The sequence below is a fragment of the Streptomyces sp. NPDC085866 genome, from assembly GCF_044541035.1.
Taxonomy (GTDB): domain Bacteria; phylum Actinomycetota; class Actinomycetes; order Streptomycetales; family Streptomycetaceae; genus Streptomyces.
In genome coordinates, this window is record NZ_JBITSQ010000005.1 from 176,235 (window position 1) to 190,955 (window position 14,721).

A 14,721-nucleotide genomic window follows, 5' to 3' on the forward strand; every position below is an offset into this window, starting at 1 on the left:
GGGAGTGTCAGGTGTTCAATGACATAGGACCACTCGAGCTGCTGACGATCATCGTGCTCGCTGTGCTCGTCTTCGGTCCCGACAAGCTCCCCAAGGTCATCCAGGACGTGACGCGCACGATCCGGAAGATCCGTGAGTTCTCGGAGGGCGCGAAGCAGGACATCCGCAATGAACTCGGCCCGGAGTTCAAGGATTTCGAGTTCGAGGACCTCAACCCCAAGACGTTCATCCGCAAGCAGCTGGACAACGACGAACTGGGGCTGAAGGAGATCCGTAACGGCTTCGACCTGAAGAAGGAGATGGTCGAGGTCACGGACGCCGTCCACAGCCGCGAGAGCGAGGCATCGTCCTCGTCGTCCTCCGCCGGCGGGCGCATCGACATGACCAAGAAGCCCGAGGACACCGGCAAGGACGACCGTCCGCCGTTCGACGCGGACGCCACCTGACCGGACCCGACACGCGCACCGAGCGGCGGACGTGACGCGTTTCATAGCGCGCACCCGCCGCTCACGGCGCGAACAGGCCTTCTGTGCGACCCACGCGCCGGGCGCTTTCCCTGCTGCTCTCAGCGGTGTGGATATGCTGCCGAGTTGTTGTGCGGACCGGACAGTACGCCCGAAGGGGGGCGGGCCACCCCGGTCCGACGAGAGCGAGGAGGCGTCCGGGAGATGGAGACGACGAGTCGGGTGGGCGCGCAGGCGTCGGCCGCGGAGGGCGGACAGCAGCTCCCCTTCGCCCGGCGTACGGTCGACGGCTACCTGCAGGCGCCCTTCCCGTGGTACGGCCTCGACGAGGCGTTCACGGGGCCCCGCTGGCTGATGCAGGTCGGCACGGCGGCCGACGGTGCCGTCGAACACGGGTCGATCGGGCACGGTGACGAGCCCTCCGTCCGCAACGAGCACGTTGCCGCGTCCGCGGACGAGCCCCGGGAGAAGTTCGCGGTCGTGGTGACCGTGGCGGCGAACCCGTCCCGGCGGAGCGCCGACGGCACGGGCCTGCTGGAGGCGACCTCGGTCTCCTCGGCGGCGTGGCTGGCGGGGGTGGGGCTGCTGTCGTTCACGTGGCCCGGCCAGATGGACCACAGCCTGCGGGACGACTGGCTGGAGCAGCAGACGGAGACCGCGTGGGCCCTGGCCGATGACCTCGACGGACCCGAGTGGTCCACCCTGTCCCTTCCGGTGGACGGGGTGCCCATGCCCTTCCACTACCAGGAGTCCGAGTTCGGCTGGGTCCTCGCGGGCTCCACGCACGAGGGCGTGCACGTGGGCGCGTACGGCAGAGGAATGAGCGCCTACGGCCTCGGCTTCGCCATGATCAAGGACATCTCGACGTACGCCTAGCGCGAGCACGGAGCAAGGCTCCACGACGAAGGGGGCGCCGTCCGTTGCGGACGGCGCCCCCTTCGTCGTGGAGGCCCAGGAACTGTCCTGAGCTGCCCTAGAACTTGTTCTTGGGGGTGATCCCCAGCGACAGCCCCGACAGCCCCCGCTGGCGGCCGCCCAGCTTGCCCGCGATCGCTCGCAGGGCCGAGCCCGCCGGGGACTCCGGGTCCGTCAGGACGACCGGCTTGCCCTCGTCGCCGCCCTCGCGGAGGCGGACGTCGATGGGGATGTTGCCGAGGACGGGGACCGTCGCGCCCGTGGTGCGGGTCAGGCCGTCCGCCACCAGCTGGCCGCCGCCCGTGCCGAAGACGTCGACCATCTCGCCGCAGTGCGGGCAGGGCAGGCCGGACATGTTCTCGACCACGCCGACGATCTTCTGGTGGGTCTGGACGGCGATGGCGCCGGCTCGCTCGGCCACCTCGGCCGCGGCCTGCTGAGGCGTCGTGACGACCAGGATCTCGGCGTTCGGGACGAGCTGGGCGACGGAGATCGCGATGTCACCGGTGCCGGGCGGGAGGTCCAGGAGCAGGACGTCGAGGTCGCCCCAGTAGACGTCCGCGAGGAACTGCTGCAGCGCGCGGTGGAGCATCGGGCCGCGCCAGACGACGGGGGCGTTGCCCGGGGTGAACATGCCGATGGAGATGACCTTCACGCCGTTCGCGGACGGCGGCATGATCATGTTCTCGACCTGGGTCGGACGGCCGTCCACGCCCAGCATGCGCGGCACCGAGTGGCCGTAGATGTCGGCGTCGACCACGCCCACCTTGAGGCCGTCGGCGGCCATCGCCGCCGCCAGGTTGACCGTCACCGAGGACTTGCCGACGCCGCCCTTGCCGGAGGCGACCGCGTAGACCCGGGTGAGGTTGCCCGGCTTGGCGAACGGGACCTCGCGCTCGGCCTGGCCGCCGCGCAGGGCCGCCGCCAGCTCCTTGCGCTGCTCGTCGCTCATCACGTCCAGCGTGACGTCGACCCGGGTGACGCCCTCGACCCGGGAGACCGCCTCCGTCACCCGCTGGGTGATCGTGTCGCGCATCGGGCAGCCGGAGACGGTCAGGTAGACGGTCACCGCAACCGCTCCGTCCGCGCCGATCTCCACCGATTTGACCATCCCCAGTTCGGTGATGGGTCGGTTGATCTCGGGGTCGTTCACCGTCGCCAGTGCCTCGCGCACCGCGTCTTCCGTAGCCATAAGGACGATGGTACGGCGCGCCGAGGGGCCTCCGGGTAGCCCCTCAGCGGTCTTCTGCGTCACGTCCCGGCGACCGTTCTGCCCGTTCCGCCGGGAATACGACATGGCCGTCGTGACGTCGTCGCTCCTCCAGCTCCTTGATCAGGTCCTGCAGCTCGGAGCGGATCCAGTCGCGGGTGGCCACCTCGCCCAGACCCATGCGGAGCGCCGCGACCTCCCGGGTCAGGTACTCGGTGTCGGCGATGGAACGCTCGTTCTGCTTGCGGTCCTGTTCGAGGTTGACCCGGTCGCGGTCGTCCTGCCTGTTCTGCGCGAGCAGGATCAGCGGGGCCGCGTAGGAGGCCTGCAGGGACAGCATCAGGGTCAGGAAGATGAACGGGTAGTTGTCGAAGCGCAGGACGGCCGGCGCGAAGATGTTCCACACCACCCACAGGATGATGACGACCGTCATCCAGACGATGAAGCGTCCCGTGCCCAGGAAGCGGGCGATCTTCTCCGACAGCCGTCCGAAGGCCTCCGGGTCCCACTCGGGCAGGATCCGGCGCCGGGGCGGGCGCGGCTGGTCCAGGCGGGGTGTGCGGGGCCGGGTGGCGGCCGTGGCGCCCACCGGGGTGCGCTCGCGGTTGCTCTCACGCTCAGGAGCCATGCGCGCTCGCCCCCTCGCTCGCCGCCCCGTTCGCCCCGTTCTCCTCGTTCAGATGAAACTCCGTCTCCCGCCAGTCCTCGGGCAGCATGTGGTCGAGTACGTCGTCCACGGTCACCGCCCCGAGCAGCGCACCGGACTCGTCCACCACGGGCGCGGCGACCATGTCGTACGTCGCGAAGAACCCGGCGATGACCGGCAGCGTGGCGTCGGGGTCCAGGGGCTGCAGATCGTCGTCGACGAGCGAGCTGACCAGGGTGTACGGGGGGTCGCGCAGCAGCCGCTGGAAGTGCACGGTGCCCAGGTACTTGCCGGTCGGGGTCTCGTCGGGCGGCCGGCAGACGTAGACCTGGGCGGCCAGGGCGGGGGAGAGGTCGGGATTGCGGACCCGGGCGAGCGCGTCGGCGACGGTGGCGTCCGGGCGCAGCACGATCGGCTCGGTGGTCATCAGACCGCCCGCGGTGTGCTCCTCGTACGACATCAGGCGCCGCATCTCGGCCGCGTCGGCGGGCTGCATCAGGCTCAGCAGCCGCTCCTTGTCCTCCTCCGGGAGCTCGGAGAGCAGGTCGGCCGCGTCGTCGGGGTCCATGGCCTCCAGGACGTCGGCCGCGCGCTCCTCCTTCAGCTTGCCGAGGATCTCGATCTGATCGTCCTCCGGCAGCTCCTCCAGGACATCGGCGAGGCGGTCGTCGTCCAGGGCGGCGGCGACCTCGCCACGCCGCTTGGCGGAGAGGTGGTGCAGGACGTTGGCGAGGTCGGCGGGGCGCAGCTGCTCGAAGGTGGCGAGCAGGCTCTCCGCGCCCTGCCCGTGCTCCTCCAGGGAGAAGCCGGTCACGGCCGACCACTCCACGGTCAGCGTCTCGCCCTTGGCCCGCCGGAAGGCGCCGCCCTTCTTCCCCTTCCGGACGAAGACGCGGTCGACCTCCCAGTCCCGGCGGGCGGGCAGCTGCTGCACGGACACGTCGAGGACGGTGACCTCCTCGCCGGTCTCCACCAGCGTCACCCGCCGGTCCAGCAGCTCCCCGAAGACCAGCCGCTCGGTGGGCCGCTGCTCGAAGCGGCGGACGTTGAGCACGCCGGTGGTGATGACCTGCCCGGACTCGATGCCGGTGACCCGGGTCATGGGCAGGAAGATACGGCGCCGGGTGGACAGTTCGACGACCAGCCCGAGGACGCGCGGGGGCCGTCGCCCGACGCGCAGCATGACGACCAGTTCGCGTACGCGACCGACCTGGTCGCCGGTCGGATCGAAGACGGGGACCCCGGCGAGGTGCGAGACGAAGATCCGGGGGGCGCCGGCTGCCATGGCTGTGCTTCCTTTGCTCGCATTGCGTGGGAATTGCTGTTCTCTGCCCGCTCGCGTGCGCTTCAGGCTAGCCCGTACCGATCGGATACGCCCTGGTGGGCGGTCCGGACGGACTGGCTCCGCCGGGCGGGTGGGGCCCCGGTACGCTGCGGTACGCCGCTCAGGACTCGTCAGAAAGGCAGCGTCACCTGTGACTGCGATTCCCCAGGGCCGTACCCGCCGGGCCACGCTGGTGAGCGCGGCATGCGCACTGGCCGCGACGGGAGCGATGGTGCTGACGGGGTGCAGCAGCGAGGACCCGGATGCGGGGACCAACGGGGTCGGCAAGCTGTCCCCGGAGCAGATCCAGACGAAGACCCGGGCCGCGGCGGACGCGGCGCCCGCGGTGCGGCTGTCCGGGACCGTCGTCACCAGCGGCCGTACGTACAAGCTGGACATGCGGCTGAAGGACGACGGCGGCACCGGTTCGGTCACGTCCCAGGGGTCGACGTTCGGCCTGCTGCGGGTCGGCGAGCAGCTGTATCTGAAGGCCGACGCGGACTTCTGGAGCCACGGCGGGGACACCGGGGCGGCCGGCAAGCTCAACGGCAAGTACGTCAAGGTGCCGCAGGGTGATCCCGCGTACAAGAAGTTCAGCGGCTTCACGGACAAGGCCGTCCTCCTCGGCGGTCTGCTGACCCTGCACGGCAAGCTGGCGACGGACGGCCACCACGACCAGTCCGGCACCCCCACCATCCGCATCACCGGCGACGCCGGCTCCGGCGGCACCCTCGACGTCTCCCTCCAGGGCAAGCCGTATCCCCTCCGCCTGGTCCGCGCCGGCAGCGCAGGAACGCTCAGCTTCTCGGACTGGGGCAAGGACTTCACCGTGACCGAGCCCGCGAAGTCGGAGACGGTGGACTACGGCAAGCAGCTACCGACGTCGTAGATCACCCGACTCCGCCGCAACGGCGATCAGCCACGACGTACGTTTGCGCCGGGGCCGAAGCCTGCCCGGCCCCGGCGCTACTTCTTCCGGCGCTTGGCCAGCAGCCGAGGCAGACCCGCCGGGATCGGCTGACGCGTGGTCGCCGGAGTCGGCAACGGTCGTTCCGCCAGGCTGCCATCAGGCAACGGCACCGAAGCCCCCGCCGGCACCAGGCGGAGCACCCGGCACTCGCGCGCCCAGCGCCCCGGCATCTCCTCGCCGTCGGGGGCGTTGAGCCGCTTCCCCTTCAGCTCGGCCACCGCCGCCTCCCACTCCGGTGAGCCGGAGGCCAGCTCGGACACGGTCGCCGGCCAGCTCACCAGCCGGCCCCCCTTGTCCTTGCTGCGCACGGTCACCTCGGCGGAGCCGCCGTCGGTGAGACCGGGCAGCGGCTGCTCTCCGGGCCCGTCGCCGACCAGGCACACCGCACCCTCGTGCCACACGTGCCAGAGCGCACGCGCGGCCGGGGCGTCGGCACCCCTGACCCAGATGAGGCCGGACTTCTTGCCGGCCTCCTCGATGAGGGCCAGGTCGAGCAGCTCGCTTGTCATGCGCCCAGCCTATCCGGGCCCGCTCACAGCCAGCCGTTGCGCTTCAGCGTGCGGTGGATGCCCAGACACAGCACGACCGTGATCCCCATGATCACCGGGTAGCCGTACTTCCAGTGCAGCTCGGGCATGTACTTGAAGTTCATGCCGTACACCCCGCACACCATCGTCGGCACGGCGATGATCGCGGCCCAGGCGGTGATCTTGCGCATGTCCTCGTTCTGCGCGACGGACGCCTGCGCGAGGTTGGCCTGGAGGATGGAGTTGAGCAGCTCGTCGAAGCCCACGACCTGCTCCTGGACCCGGGCGAGGTGGTCGGCGACGTCCCGGAAGTACTTCTGGATGTCCGGGTCGACCAGCCGCATCGGCCGCTCGCTCAGCAGCTGCATCGGCCGCAGCAGCGGAGCCACCGCCCGCTTGAACTCCAGCACCTCACGCTTGAGTTGGTAGATCCGCGCCGAGTCCACACCACGCGAGACCCCGCCCCGGCGGCCCGGCGAGAAGACCTCGGTCTCCACCTCGTCGATGTCGTCCTGCACCGCGTCGGCGACCGCGATGTACCCGTCCACGACATGGTCGGCGATGGCGTGCAGCACGGCCGAGGGGCCCTTCGCGAGCAGCTCGGGGTCGTCCTGCAGCCGGTGGCGCAGCGCCCGCAGGGAACCCTGGCCGCCGTGCCGGACGGTGATGAAGAAGTCCCGGCCGGTGAAGCACATGACCTCGCCGGTCTCGACGACCTCGCTGGTGGCGGTCAGTCGGTCGTGCTCGACGTAGTGGATGGTCTTGAAGACGGTGAAGAGCGAGTCGTCGTACCGCTCCAGCTTGGGCCGCTGGTGGGCCTGGACCGCGTCCTCGACGGCCAGCGGGTGCAGCCCGAACTCGCGGGCGATACCGGCGAATTCCGCCTCGGTCGGCTCGTGCAGACCGATCCACACGAACCCGCCGTCGCGGCGCACCTGCCGCATCGCCTCCTGCGGGGTCAGCGGCCCAGCGCTCTGCACCCGGGCGCCGTCACGGTAGACCGCGCAGTCGACGACGGCCGAGGGCGTGGCCGGGTCACGCGTGGTGTCGTACGAGGCGCTCGTGCTCGTCGTCTTGCGCAGCGAGACACGGGACGACGGACGGACCACGGCACGCAGGTCGCGGATCATCGACATGGGCAGGCTCCTTCGCGGGCGGGCAGCGAAAGCGCACGGCAACGGGTGGAACTACCCGGAATGGGGACGTCCTGACTGCGGATGTTTGGCACGTCCACAAAGCGGGGAGCACCGCACCGTCGCGGTGGCGACTTCGCTACTGATGCAGAACTGATTCAGGTCAGACAGATCAGGCAAAGCGAAACGAAGTGCTCTTCCGAACGAAGACGCGAACGGGAAGGCGGCAGCCAGCCAGGAACTACATCAGCAGCCGGAAGAGCGAGTGGTACTACCAGGTCGACTTCGATCCATGACAGCCCCACCTCCTCCGGCCGGTCCCTCGTAAGGGAGTCTCATCGGCGTCGGGACTTGATAGCGACGCTTCTGCGTGCTGCCCCGAACCACCGGCTCAGCGTAGCAGCAGCCCATAGTGTCAAGGCGCCGCTTTGCCCGCTGCTGACGAGTTCTATGCTCACCGCATGGTTGATGTTCTTCCTCTCGTCGAGGCCCGGTTGACCACCGCGCTGGGCGCACCGGACGCGCGCGCCGCGGTCACCTTCCTCGGTACGGACCGCATCGAGGTGCTCCGTTTCCAGGAGGGGGACGTGGTCCGCTACGCCACGCTCGGCATGTCCGTGCACCCGATGACGGATCCCACGGCGATGCTCGCCGACCCCGTCAAGGGCCCCCGCGCCGAGCTGGTCCTGTCGGTCCGCGCGGGCCTCGCGGAGACCGACAAGGTGCTCCGTGCGCTCGCCGTACTCGCCGCGTCCCCGCAGGTGGAGGGCCTGGTGGTGACCCCCGGCGCCTCCCTGGACGTCGGGGATCCGCTGTGGCCCGGCGCCCCCTTCACCTCGGTCCTGGTCGGGGAACCCGGGGGGCTCGTCGAGGATCTGGAGCTGGACGATCCGATGGATCCCGTACGGTTCCTGCCGCTGCTGCCGATGACGCCGAACGAGGCCGCCTGGAAGCGGGTGCACGGCGCCCAGGCCCTCCAGGAGCGCTGGCTCGCGAACGGCACGGACCTGAGGGACCCCGCCCGCAAGTCTGTCCCGCTCGACTGACCCCTGAGTGAGCGATCTCACCAACACAAGGCTGGAATCGGTCAGTTGGCAAAGACGGTGACGTCGTCCTCGGTGGCGTGCGCCGCCTCCGGCTTCTCGGCCTCCTCGGTGAGGGCCTTCCGCCGTACGGCGACCACCACCGCGCCCAGCACCGCGGTGACCGCCGCGACCACGAACGGGACGTGGATGTCGCTCCACTCCTCGATCTTCGGCGCGAAGTACGGCGCCGCGGCGGCCGCGAACCACCGGACGAAGTTGTAGCCCGCGCTCGCCACCGGGCGCGGCGCGTCCGACACGCCGAGGGCCAACTCGGTGTACACGGTGTTGTTCACGCCGATGAAGGCGCCGGACAGGATCGTGCAGACCACGGCCGCGGTGTGGTTGCCGTAGCCGAGCACGAGCACGTCCGCCGCGAGCAGCACCAGCGAGCCGCCGAGCACCTTCAGCGAACCGAACCGCCGCTGCATCCGCGGGGCCACGATCACCGAGAAGACGGCGAGCAGCACGCCCCAGGCGAAGAACACCGCGCCGGAGCGGTAGGGGGTCATGTTCAGCACGAACGGCGTGAAGGCCAGCACGGTGAAGAACGTGTAGTTGTAGAAGAACGCCGAGGTCGCCGCCGAGGCGAGGCCGCCGTGTCCGAGCGCCCTGATCGGGTCCAGGACCGAGGTCTTGCGGTCCGGCTTCGGCTGCTCCTTCAGGAACGCCGTGATGCACAGGAAGCCGATCGCCATCAGTGTGGCCGTGCCGAAGAACGGGTAGCGCCAGCTGACGTTGCCGAGGACCGCGCCGAGCAGCGGACCGCAGGCCATTCCGAGGCCGAGCGCGGACTCGTACAGCAGGATCGCCGCCGCGCTGCCCCCGGCCGCGGCGCCCACGATCACCGCGAGGGCGGTGGACACGAACAGGGCGTTGCCCAGACCCCAGCCGGCCCGGAACCCGACGAGTTGCGCGACCGAGCCCGACGTGCCGGCGAGCCCCGCGAAGACGACCACAAACGCGAGGCCGAGCAGCAGGGTCCTGCGGCCGCCGATGCGGCTGGAGACGAAGCCGGTCAGCAGCATCGCCACCGCGGTGATCAGGAAGTACGAGGTGAAGAGCAGCGACACCTGACTGGCGGTGGCGTCCAGGCCCTGTGCGATGGACGGCAGGATCGGGTCGACGAGGCCGATACCCATGAAGGCGACCACGGAGGCGCCGGCCGTGGCCCAGACCGCCCTGGGCTGCCGGAGGATGCCGCCGGCTCCCGCGTCGAAGGGGTCCATGTGCTTCTCCCGTCCGGACGAGCAGATAGTTGGTTTATGCACATAGTAAGTTAGCGGGGCTAATTAATGCAAGGTGCATCTAGTTTCGCCTGGTGGGGTGGGTACACGCGTTCCACCCGGACGGGTGATCGTCCTTGACGTGGGCCGGTCCGGGTAGGACCGTGGAGCCCTATGAGGGGCGAACCCAGTTGCCCGAAGTGTGGTGGCCGGGTCAGGGCTCCCGGTCTCTTCGCCGATTCCTGGCAGTGTGATGCGCACGGGACGGTGCATCCGCTGCAGCCCGTGATCCCGCCCAGCGTCGAGGCGCTCAATGTCGTGGTGCATCGCACGCAGGTCCCGGTGTGGATGCCATGGCCGCTGCCGGTCGGGTGGCTGTTCACCGGTGTCGCCTACGCGGGCGACGACCGCAGCGGCGGCCGTGCCAGCGCCGTGGCCTGCTCCGGTCCGGGCCCGCTCGGCGGCATGGGTGAGCTGATCCTGGTCGCCGAGGAGCTCGGCGTCGGTCTCGGCGCGCGGTACGCGGGCATTGACGGCCCCGACCCGGGGGCGTACATGAACGTCGAGAAACCGCCCCAGGCCAAGGTCTTGGCCGCCGGCCGCCCGACCCCGCTCTGGCACGTCTATCGCACGCCCGACGACCGTGCCGTCTTCGCCGGTGAGGCGCTCGGGATGTGGCTGTGGGCGGTGATGTGGCCCGAGCAGGCCGGCCTGCTCATGTACGACGAGCTGGTGCTGACGGATCTGCGGGAAGCTGGGGCGGAGCTGGATCTGGTGCCGTGCGGGGCGCTTTCGCCGCGCTTGCTTCAGCCGTAGCGTCCGCTGGGGTGGGGGCTGGTAGTCGGCGGCTGCGGGTGTGTTGTGGCTGGCCGCACAGTTCCTCGCGGTCGTTCGGCGACTGTGCCGCCCTTGCGCAGTTCTCCGCTCCCCTTGGTGGCTGCGCCACCTTGTAGGGGGTGCTCGCTGGGTGCGGGTGTGACAGGGCATCCCTTCGCGACCGCTATCCTTAGGTGTCCCCTTCCGTCCCGTCACCGCCTGGAGTTCGTGTCGTGCGTATCGATCTGCACTGCCACTCCACGGCTTCCGACGGCACGGACACCCCGGCCGAGCTGGTACGCAATGCCGCTGCCGCCGGACTGGACGTCGTCGCGCTGACCGACCATGACACCACTCGTGGGTACGCCGAGGCGATCGCCGCGGTGCCCGAGGGGCTCACTCTGGTGACCGGCGCCGAGCTGTCCTGTCGTATCGACGGCATCTCCATGCACATGCTGGCCTACCTCTTCGACCCCGAGGAGCCCGCCCTGCTCGCCGAGCGGGAGCTGGTCCGGGACGACCGGGTGCCGCGGGCGCAGGGCATGGTCGCCAAGCTGAACGCGCTGGGCGTGCCGGTCACCTGGGAGCAGGTCGAGCGGATCGCCGCCGGCGGTTCCGTGGGGCGTCCGCATGTCGCGACCGCGCTCGTCGAGCTGGGCGTCGTGCCCACGGTGAGCGACGCGTTCACCGAGGAGTGGCTGGCCGACGGTGGCCGGGCCTTCGTGGAGAAACATGAGACCGACCCATTCGAGGCGATCCGGCTGATCAAGGGCGCGGGCGGCGTGGCCGTCTTCGCGCACCCGGCCGCCGCCAAGCGTGGCCGCACGGTGCCGGAGTCCGCGATCGCCGAGATGGCCGCGGCCGGCCTGGACGGCATCGAGGTCGACCACATGGACCACGACCTCGACGCCCGGGAGCGCCTGCGGGACCTCGCGAAGGAGCTGGGGCTGCTGATCACGGGGTCCTCGGACTACCACGGCAGCCGCAAGACCGTGTCGCTGGGCGACTACACGACGGACCCCGAGGTGTACGGGGAGATCATCCGGCGGGCCACCGGCGCTTTCCCGGTGCCGGGCACCGGCGGGGCCTGAGACCCCTCAGGGGTCGACCCCGCTCCGTCTCACGCCCGTTTCGCTCTCTCCTGCAAGGCCTGTACTTCCGCCATGTTCGACGTCGCCGTCTTCGGCTCCCTGTTCCTGACCCTTTTTGTCATCATGGATCCCCCCGGGATCACCCCGATCTTCCTCGCGCTGACCGCGGGGCGCCCCGCCAAGGTGCAGAAGCGGATGGCCTTCCAAGCCGTCTGCGTGGCCTTCGGGGTCATCGCCACGTTCGGCGTCCTGGGCCACCAGATCCTGAACTACCTGCACGTCTCCGTCCCCGCGCTGATGATCGCGGGCGGTCTGCTGCTTCTGCTGATCGCGCTCGACCTGCTCACCGGCAAGACCGACGAGCCGAAGCAGACCAAGGACGTGAACGTCGCCCTCGTGCCACTGGGCATGCCGCTGCTCGCGGGGCCCGGTGCCATCGTGTCCGTGATCCTGGCCGTGCAGAAGGCCGACAGTGCGGCCACGCAGGTCTCGGTGTGGTCCGCGATCCTCGCGATCCATGTCGTGCTGTGGCTGGTGATGCGTTACTCGCTGCTGATCATCCGGGTCATCAAGGACGGCGGCGTGGTCCTCGTGACGCGGCTCGCGGGCATGATGCTTTCCGCGATCGCGGTGCAGCAGATCATCAACGGTGTCACTCAGGTGATCCGGGGGAGCTGAGACGTGGGCTCGGCTCCCCCGGAAAGCTTGAGTGGCGGTCCGTGTTACGAGGCCGGGGTCTCGGCCGGGCGGATCCACAGGCGCTGTCCGACGGCGGCGGCCTGCTGAACGATCCGGTTGACGGAGGCGGCGTCCACGACGGTGCTGTCCACGGTGGTGCCGTTGACCTCGTCGAGTCGCATGATTTCGAAGCGCATGGCTTCTCCCTTCGTCTGGTCATCCTCCTGAGGAGAACTACTGGTGTGTCCTGTTGTCGTAGTAGTCAACGGGATGCGTGTTACAAACATTCCCTACGCTAAAGAAATTTTTCGAACAGCTAATTACCGACCGGTAGGTGCGGTCCGTGGGACCGACCGGGACCGGTTGTGTTCGTAGCGTGACCGCCGGGACAATGGAAGCGATGAACGACGACCTGGTGGCCCTCGCCGCCCGCATCGACCACACCAACGAGCTGCTGCAGCGCATGCTCGCCGAGGTGGCGAAGACGCCCTCGACCCACGCGATCTTCGTCGACGCGGGATACCTCTACGCGGCCGCCGGCCGGTTGGTCGCCGGGACGGAGGACCGACGGGCCTTCGACCTGGACGCCGAGGGCCTCATCGAGGCGCTCATCGACAAGGCCCGCACGATCTTCGCGGACAGCCGGCTGCTGCGCGTCTACTGGTACGACGGCGCCCGGCGCCGCATCCACACCGCCGAGCAGCAGTCCATCGCCGAACTGCCCGACCTCAAGGTCCGCCTCGGCAACCTCAACGCCAACAACCAGCAGAAGGGCGTCGACTCCCTCATCCGCTCCGACCTGGAGTCGCTCGCCCGCCACCGCGCGATCAGCGACGCGGCCCTGCTCGGCGGCGACGAGGACCTGGTCTCGGCGGTGGAGGCGGCCCAGGGCTACGGCGCCCGCGTCCACCTGTGGGGCATCGAGGCGCCCGAAGGCCGCAACCAGGCCGAGCCGCTGCTCTGGGAGGTCGACAGCCAGCGCACCCTCGACCTGGAGTTCTTCAAGCCGTACGTCTCCCGCCGCACGGCCGCCGCCTACGAGGCCCCCGCAGGTACCCGGCCCACCCGCGAGGACGTCCGTTTCGTCGGCGCCCAGATCGCCGCGAAGTGGCTGTCCGCGCGCGGCCGCGAAGCCCTCGTCGAGCTGCTCCCCGGCCACCCCTACCTGCCCGGCTCCGTCGACCAGGACCTGCTGGTCGAGGCCGAAGGGCTGCTCCAGTACTCCCTGCGCGGCCAGGCGGACCTGCGCCGCGCCCTCAGGGACGGCTTCTGGGAGCACCTGCAGACGCAGTACTAGCCCCGCCTCGGGTGTCCGTCACCGGCCTCAGCCCAGGTGCTCGTCCCAGAAGTCGGCGATCGCCCGGGCCGTGGCGAGCGGGCGGTCGGTGTTGGGCGAGTGCTCGGCCCCGTCGATGACGGACCGTCGCGCCCGAAGCCGCACCGCCATCTCGTCCAGCAGCGCCGGCGGCCAGGTGTCGTCCTGCGAGCCCGACAGCACGTGGAACGGCAGGGGCACGGCGGCCAGTTCGGCGATACGGTCCGGCTCGGTGCACAACTGGCGTCCGGTGGCGAGGAGTTGGGCGGGCTTGTTGCCCAGCCAGCGGCGCCGCAGATCGTCCCGGCCGACCAGGCCGCCGTCGAGCCCGCCCGTGTCGGTCTCCTCGGGCGCCTCCATCGCCTGCATCGCGTCCCACACCTGCGCCATCGTCATCACGCCGAGTGCGTCCCGCAGCAGCTTCACGCGCTGCTGCTGGGAGACCGAGATCTGTGCCGGGCCCGAAGCCATCAGCGTGAGGGAGAGGAACGGCGCGTGGTCGAGGAGCACGGCCGCACGCGAGATCTGCCCGCCGAGCGAGTGCCCCAGCAGATGCACCGGCGTTCCGACGGCCGCCGCCTGCGCCAGCACGTCCCGCGCCAACTCCTCCTGCGTGTAGGCGGATTCGTCGCGCTCGGGCCCGTCCGACTCGTACTGCCCGCGGCCGTCCACGGCCACGGTCCGGTACCCGCGCTCGGCCAGCGGCACATGCAGCGGATTGAAGTCCTCCTTGCTCCCGGTGAACCCCGGCAGCAGCAGCGCGACACCCTTCGGCTCGACCCCGTCGGCCACGGGCGCGTCGACGACGGCGAACTCACCGCGTGCGGTCCGCAGGGAGTACGCACGGGCACCGGGGGGCGGGACGAAGGTGGCAGGCCTGCTCATGGGGAGAGGCTATCGGGCGGCGCGCGGGCGGGGTGGAGGGAGGGGGAGGCAGGGGGAGACAGGGGGAGACAGGCAGAGGGAGGGAGGAGGGAGAGATGGGTGCAAACGGCCGACGGCCCGGTCCCACAGAGGTGGGCCGGGCCGTCGGGTGAGGCGGTTGTGCTTGTTCTACCGGTGGGCCGGTCAGGCCTCGGTGGCCTCCACGGCCGCCGTCGCCTTCCGCGTCCGGCGCGGCTTCGGCGCCGCCTCCGTGGCCTCGACCACGGGCTCCGCGGCCTTGCGGGTGCGGCGGCGCGGCTTGGTCTCCGGCTCCGCGGTGGCCTGCGCCGGAATCTCCGGAACAGCCGCGGTGGCAACGGCCTTACGGGTCCGCCGAGCCTTGGGCGCGGCGGCGACCTCCACTCCGTCCACCGTGGGTTCGGCGGCGGCAGCGGCGGTC

At 70.3% G+C, this 14,721-nt stretch carries 16 protein-coding genes and 1 pseudogene; 8 read left to right on the plus strand and 9 right to left on the minus strand.

All coding sequences use genetic code 11. The annotated features are described in order from the left end of the window. The first annotated feature begins 11 nt into the window (after positions 1-11). Together ACIF83_RS13800 and ACIF83_RS13805 are read left to right on the plus strand one after the other, a co-directional pair. Positions 12-446, plus strand: coding sequence for a sec-independent translocase (locus ACIF83_RS13800; protein ID WP_399726551.1), 435 nt, complete (start codon positions 12-14; stop codon positions 444-446). A gap of 222 nt (positions 447-668) precedes the next feature. Beyond that, positions 669-1,340, plus strand: coding sequence for a hypothetical protein (locus ACIF83_RS13805; protein ID WP_393468756.1), 672 nt, complete (start codon positions 669-671; stop codon positions 1,338-1,340). Positions 1,341-1,437: 97 nt separating this feature from the next. Here ACIF83_RS13805 and ACIF83_RS13810 read toward each other — a convergent pair whose 3' ends face one another. The 3 genes from ACIF83_RS13810 to ACIF83_RS13820 are packed head-to-tail and all read right to left on the minus strand — an operon-like array spanning position 1,438 to position 4,520. Continuing rightward, positions 1,438-2,571 (minus strand): Mrp/NBP35 family ATP-binding protein, encoded by a 1,134-nt coding sequence (locus tag ACIF83_RS13810; RefSeq protein WP_393468765.1) that lies wholly within the window; start codon positions 2,569-2,571, stop codon positions 1,438-1,440. A gap of 43 nt (positions 2,572-2,614) precedes the next feature. Beyond that, the gene (locus tag ACIF83_RS13815; protein WP_399726554.1) at positions 2,615-3,217 is read right to left on the minus strand and encodes a DUF1003 domain-containing protein; all 603 of its coding nucleotides are present in this window, start codon (positions 3,215-3,217) and stop codon (positions 2,615-2,617) included. Next, complete coding sequence (locus ACIF83_RS13820; RefSeq protein WP_399726557.1) at positions 3,207-4,520, minus strand: magnesium transporter MgtE N-terminal domain-containing protein; 1,314 nt, start codon at positions 4,518-4,520, stop codon at positions 3,207-3,209. Before ACIF83_RS13820 ends, ACIF83_RS13815 begins: the two co-directional genes overlap by 11 nt. A gap of 190 nt (positions 4,521-4,710) precedes the next feature. On the opposite strand from ACIF83_RS13820, the gene ACIF83_RS13825 reads away from it, so the two are divergent. Continuing rightward, a complete protein-coding gene (locus tag ACIF83_RS13825; RefSeq protein ID WP_399726560.1) occupies positions 4,711-5,448 on the plus strand; it encodes a hypothetical protein in 738 nt (245 codons plus the stop codon). A 77-nt stretch (positions 5,449-5,525) separates the two neighbouring features. Here ACIF83_RS13825 and ACIF83_RS13830 read toward each other — a convergent pair whose 3' ends face one another. Both ACIF83_RS13830 and ACIF83_RS13835 read right to left on the minus strand, forming a co-directional pair. Further along, entirely contained in the window at positions 5,526-6,038 is a 513-nt protein-coding gene (locus ACIF83_RS13830) for a hypothetical protein (RefSeq protein WP_399726563.1), read from the minus strand. A 23-nt stretch (positions 6,039-6,061) separates the two neighbouring features. Next, positions 6,062-7,192, minus strand: a complete 1,131-nt coding sequence (locus tag ACIF83_RS13835; RefSeq protein ID WP_393468778.1) for a magnesium and cobalt transport protein CorA — start codon at positions 7,190-7,192, stop codon at positions 6,062-6,064. Between the two features lie 458 nt (positions 7,193-7,650). Here ACIF83_RS13835 and ACIF83_RS13840 point away from each other — a divergent pair, with 458 nt between their 5' ends. After that, positions 7,651-8,235 carry a suppressor of fused domain protein gene (locus ACIF83_RS13840; protein WP_398137638.1) on the plus strand — a complete coding sequence of 195 codons (585 nt, stop codon included), beginning with the start codon at positions 7,651-7,653 and terminating at the stop codon, positions 8,233-8,235. Positions 8,236-8,276: 41 nt separating this feature from the next. On the opposite strand, the gene ACIF83_RS13845 is transcribed toward ACIF83_RS13840, so the two are convergent. Then, the gene (locus ACIF83_RS13845) at positions 8,277-9,500 is read right to left on the minus strand and encodes an MFS transporter (protein WP_399726567.1); all 1,224 of its coding nucleotides are present in this window, start codon (positions 9,498-9,500) and stop codon (positions 8,277-8,279) included. 171 nt (positions 9,501-9,671) lie between these two features. Here ACIF83_RS13845 and ACIF83_RS13850 point away from each other — a divergent pair, with 171 nt between their 5' ends. From ACIF83_RS13850 to ACIF83_RS13860, 3 genes are all read left to right on the plus strand, one after another. Further along, positions 9,672-10,313: a DUF6758 family protein gene (locus ACIF83_RS13850; protein ID WP_393468787.1), complete on the plus strand. Its 642-nt coding sequence runs from the start codon at positions 9,672-9,674 to the stop codon at positions 10,311-10,313. A gap of 233 nt (positions 10,314-10,546) precedes the next feature. Beyond that, positions 10,547-11,404, plus strand: a complete 858-nt coding sequence (locus ACIF83_RS13855; protein ID WP_393468790.1) for a PHP domain-containing protein — start codon at positions 10,547-10,549, stop codon at positions 11,402-11,404. A gap of 72 nt (positions 11,405-11,476) precedes the next feature. After that, positions 11,477-12,082 carry a MarC family protein gene (locus tag ACIF83_RS13860; protein ID WP_398137636.1) on the plus strand — a complete coding sequence of 202 codons (606 nt, stop codon included), beginning with the start codon at positions 11,477-11,479 and terminating at the stop codon, positions 12,080-12,082. A gap of 44 nt (positions 12,083-12,126) precedes the next feature. Here ACIF83_RS13860 and ACIF83_RS13865 read toward each other — a convergent pair whose 3' ends face one another. After that, positions 12,127-12,279 carry a hypothetical protein gene (locus ACIF83_RS13865; RefSeq protein ID WP_094215082.1) on the minus strand — a complete coding sequence of 51 codons (153 nt, stop codon included), beginning with the start codon at positions 12,277-12,279 and terminating at the stop codon, positions 12,127-12,129. A gap of 203 nt (positions 12,280-12,482) precedes the next feature. Between ACIF83_RS13865 and ACIF83_RS13870 the strand changes: the two genes are divergently transcribed. Continuing rightward, complete coding sequence (locus tag ACIF83_RS13870) at positions 12,483-13,379, plus strand: NYN domain-containing protein (protein WP_399726572.1); 897 nt, start codon at positions 12,483-12,485, stop codon at positions 13,377-13,379. Between the two features lie 27 nt (positions 13,380-13,406). On the opposite strand, the gene ACIF83_RS13875 is transcribed toward ACIF83_RS13870, so the two are convergent. Both ACIF83_RS13875 and ACIF83_RS13880 read right to left on the minus strand, forming a co-directional pair. Next, a complete protein-coding gene (locus ACIF83_RS13875) occupies positions 13,407-14,282 on the minus strand; it encodes an alpha/beta fold hydrolase (RefSeq protein ID WP_399726575.1) in 876 nt (291 codons plus the stop codon). Positions 14,283-14,465: 183 nt separating this feature from the next. Continuing rightward, positions 14,466-14,721 (minus strand): annotated as a pseudogene (locus ACIF83_RS13880) (ATP-dependent helicase); the annotation flags it as partial.